This window comes from Mesorhizobium sp. M7A.F.Ca.AU.001.01.1.1 (genome assembly GCF_004022735.1).
GTDB classification, from domain to species: Bacteria; Pseudomonadota; Alphaproteobacteria; order Rhizobiales; family Rhizobiaceae; genus Mesorhizobium; species Mesorhizobium ciceri.
On the sequence record NZ_RZPF01000693.1, the window covers coordinates 1 to 3,481 of the forward strand.

5 protein-coding genes are annotated in these 3,481 nt (G+C 64.8%); 1 reads left to right on the forward strand and 4 read right to left on the reverse strand.

Translation table 11 applies throughout. The features are described from left to right. On the reverse strand, window positions 1-515 hold a 515-nt coding region (locus EN884_RS29965), incomplete at its 3' end, for a DNA polymerase Y family protein (RefSeq protein WP_164761312.1). Next, window positions 457-1,479, reverse strand: coding sequence for a hypothetical protein (locus EN884_RS39865; RefSeq protein ID WP_024504051.1), 1,023 nt, complete (start codon window positions 1,477-1,479; stop codon window positions 457-459). The genes EN884_RS39865 and EN884_RS29965, both read right to left, overlap by 59 nt. A gap of 182 nt (window positions 1,480-1,661) precedes the next feature. Between EN884_RS39865 and EN884_RS29975 the strand changes: the two genes are divergently transcribed. Then, the gene (locus tag EN884_RS29975) at window positions 1,662-2,084 is read left to right on the forward strand and encodes a metallopeptidase family protein (protein ID WP_023763026.1); all 423 of its coding nucleotides are present in this window, start codon (window positions 1,662-1,664) and stop codon (window positions 2,082-2,084) included. 187 nt (window positions 2,085-2,271) lie between these two features. Here the strand turns inward: EN884_RS29975 and EN884_RS29980 are convergent, their stop codons facing one another. Both EN884_RS29980 and EN884_RS29985 read right to left on the reverse strand, forming a co-directional pair. Further along, window positions 2,272-2,478, reverse strand: coding sequence for a DUF1737 domain-containing protein (locus EN884_RS29980; RefSeq protein ID WP_013528780.1), 207 nt, complete (start codon window positions 2,476-2,478; stop codon window positions 2,272-2,274). A gap of 51 nt (window positions 2,479-2,529) precedes the next feature. Beyond that, window positions 2,530-3,405 carry a CoA ester lyase gene (locus EN884_RS29985; protein ID WP_063169572.1) on the reverse strand — a complete coding sequence of 292 codons (876 nt, stop codon included), beginning with the start codon at window positions 3,403-3,405 and terminating at the stop codon, window positions 2,530-2,532. Between the last annotated feature and the right edge of the window lie 76 nt (window positions 3,406-3,481).

Consider the following 3,481-nt stretch of genomic DNA (forward strand, 5'->3'; position numbering starts at 1 on the left):
GCCGCCATGACGGCGCCCGCCGTGCGCAGGCCCACACTTTCCAGGCTGGTGCGGGTCGAAGGTTCTATGCGCAGCGCGGCCAGCGGCAGGGGCGCCAGCAGCGCCTCCTCCTCGCCTGACACAACGATGCGGTCGCCGCAAAAGCGTGCCGCCGCCCAGGCCGCACCCGGCGTCGCGGCAAGCCCGGCGCGGACATCGAAACCCTGATGGAAGAAGCGCGACAGGATGTCGTCCAGCATGGCGCGCTCGCCGCCGAACAGATGGGTGCAGCCGGTGACGTCGAGAAACAGGCCGTCTGCCCCGTCCAGCGCCACCAGCGGGGTGTAGCGGTCGCACCAGTCGGCGAGGCCTTCGAGCAGGCGGCGATCGGCTTCCGGATCGGCCTCGACGACGTCGATCGACGGATGCATGGCGCGCGCATCGGCGATGCCCATGTCGCGCTTCAGGTGCAGCGCCTCAGCCCGCTCGTCGAGGGCCGAGATGCGCTGTGCGTTGCGGTCGCGATGGCTGATCACGAGCGGCGGGTGAGATGGGTGATCCGACGACCGGGAACGCCAGGACCGCCCCAGACGCTGGCGCAGGATCCTTTCCGCCGCCAGATAGGGAAACCACAGGGACAGGATTCTTTGCCCGGTCTCTTGCCTCGCCCGCTCTTTCGTCGAATGCGCGTTCATCGGGGTTCCACTCCAGTGTGAATTGTCCAGGCAGGGCCGTGCGGCTCTTGCCGATGGTGAGGGTGAAGGCCGGGCGGCCGATCGAGCCGGCCAGCGGCCCGGCGATGGTGTCGCGCGGCACCGCCGGCGCCGAGGCGACGATGAGGCGGACGGGTGCCGCCGTCGGTTCGGGCCCAGCCGCCTGCCGCAGCAGGAACACCGGCCGGCCGGCCGCTTGCGCCCTTGCATGCAGCCGGCGTGTCGCGGTCAGGTCAAGCCGCTGCGGATTGCCGCGGATTTCCAGGATGACGGCGGCGAGCGCCGTCATCCGGGCCGCCTCCTCGGCGACCCACAGCGCATCGACGAGCCTTGGCGCCTCGGAAAACAGCAATTGCTCCGGCTCGATGCCGAACGAGGCGTGAAGCCCCCTGGCATAGGGAAAGCCGGCCTCGCGAAAAATCTCCGATGTGCCGATCCACAGCACCGGCAGCCCCGGCGTTTGCTTGAGGATCAGGCTGGTGAGCGACAAAGCGAAGCCGGCGACGGCCCCGGCATCGCGGGTTTCAAGCCCATGGATTTCGCTCAGGGCGGCCTTCGGCAGCCCGCCGCTCAGGGCGGCATCGAGGCGCCCGACGCCGATAGGCAGGAACGCATCCGGCAACGCCGCGGCAATGCCACGCCGGACGATTGTGAGATCAGTGTTGACGTCAGCATCAAAGGGTGCGGCTGCCGGCGCAGCCAAGCGCTCGGGCAGCGTTCCCTCGATTTTCGCGATCTGGCGGCGCAGGGCAAAAACAGTCTCCCGCGCCACGGCGGTCATCGCCATGACGGTCAGCTTCCACTCACAATTGTTCCTGTTATGTTCCTATAGATTCCAGAGCGCATCCCAAGAGTCAAGCAGAGTCATGGGGAATTTATTCCTCTCTGCAGGGATGGCGCAGGCGCATCGGCCCGTTCATTTGCCGATTCCGGTGCGAAAGCCTATATGCCGGGATCAAAGGATAAAGCATGGCCCGCATCTACAAGACCCGCACCTGGCACGACGAACTCTCGCCCTCGATGGACGAAATGGAGTTCCTGGCGCTGGAGGCGTACGCCCATCTGCCGGAGGATTTTCGCAAGCTGACCGGCGAGATCGTCATCCAGATCGCCGAATTCCCGACCGACGAAATCATGGACGATCTGTCGCTGGAAACGCCATTCGACCTGCTCGGCCTGTTCGAGGGACGCGGCATCGCCGAGCGCTGGAACCCGCAGACCGGGGAAGGCCCGAACCGCATCACGCTCTACCGCCGCGCCATCCTCGATTACTGGTCCGAGAACGAAGAGACGCTGGGCGACATCGTCACCCACGTGCTGATCCACGAGATCGGCCACCATTTCGGCCTGTCGGACGATGATATGGAGAAGATCGAAGAGGCGGCGGAGTAGGGTGCGCTGATATTCAGGTGATGCCGGCCTGCAAATGATGGCTTCCTGCGCTTCCCCGCTCTACCGCGTCGCGGTAGAACGGTGCTCACGTACCCAAAAGTACGCTCCGCTCCGGTTCTCGGAAACCACCATTTTCGACTCGGCCTGACCTGAATCTCAACACACCCTGCGTCGGAGCTTTTCAAATCTACCAGTCACTCAGCTTGGTATCGGGCCCGTATTCCTGACCGTCGATATCCTTGACCACGGCCTGGCCGCAACGCATCGCTTTGGCCTTCTTGTCGTAGGCATAGGTCGGCGAGCCGAACAGATGCCAGCCCTTGTTCAGCGCCGCTGTCACCTTGTGGCAGAAGCTGGCATCGTCCGGAGCGGACAGAAAGCGGTAGAGTTTCATTGTTCAATTCCTGTCGTGAGTAGCTGTAGCCCGCTCGCATCCATCGAGCATTTATGACCCGATGGCGGCTGCCTTCGCCAGCAGTTTTTCGGCCTTCGCCAGATGCAGCCGCTCGACCATCCTGCCGTTCAGCGCGATCACGCCCTTGCCGGCATTCTCGGCGAGCGCGAAGGCTTCCTTCACCGAGCGTGCCTCGGCCACCGCTTCCGTGGACGGCACGAAGGCGCGGTTGGCGGCTTCGATCTGGGCCGGGTGGATGAGGCTCTTGCCGTCGAACCCCATGGCCGCGGCTTCCGCGCATTCATGGGCGAAAGCGTCGAGGTCGCGAAAATCGTTGGAGACGCCGTCGAGCATGTCGATGCCGCCGGCGCGTGCGGCCAGCACCATCTGCATCAGCCATGGCACGAGGTAGCGCCTGTCAGGCGTCGCCAGAATGCCGGTCTCCTTGACCAGATCATTCGTTCCGGCAACGAAACAATTGAGCCGCGAGGCCGGATCGCGGCCAAGTTCGGCGATGGCGCCGATGTTGAGCAGCGCCTTGGGCGTCTCGATCATCGCCCATAGTTTCACGCTGTGGGGAGCGAAATTATCGTCGAGCACGTCGCCGGCCGCGAGCAGGTCGCGCGGCGTGTCGACCTTGGGCAGAAGGATGCCGTCGGGTTCGCAGCTTGCGGCAGCCAGCAGGTCGTCGGCGCCCCATTCGCCTGATATCGCATTGATGCGCACGATCATCTCGCAGCGTCTCTCGGAATGGCCGGCGAAAATGCCGGCCAGTTTTTCGCGGGCGGCGATCTTGTCGGCCGGAGCGACGGCGTCTTCCAGGTCGATGATGATGGCATCGCAGGCAAGCTGCGCGATCTTGGCCAAGGCCTTGTCGCTGGAGGCCGGGATGTAGAGCACGGAGCGGCGCGGGCGATAGGTTTCCATGGATGATCTATGCCGCTTGTGGGCGGGTGAGGCAAGTCGGGGCATGAAACGTACAAACTCCCCCCCCCGGGGGGGG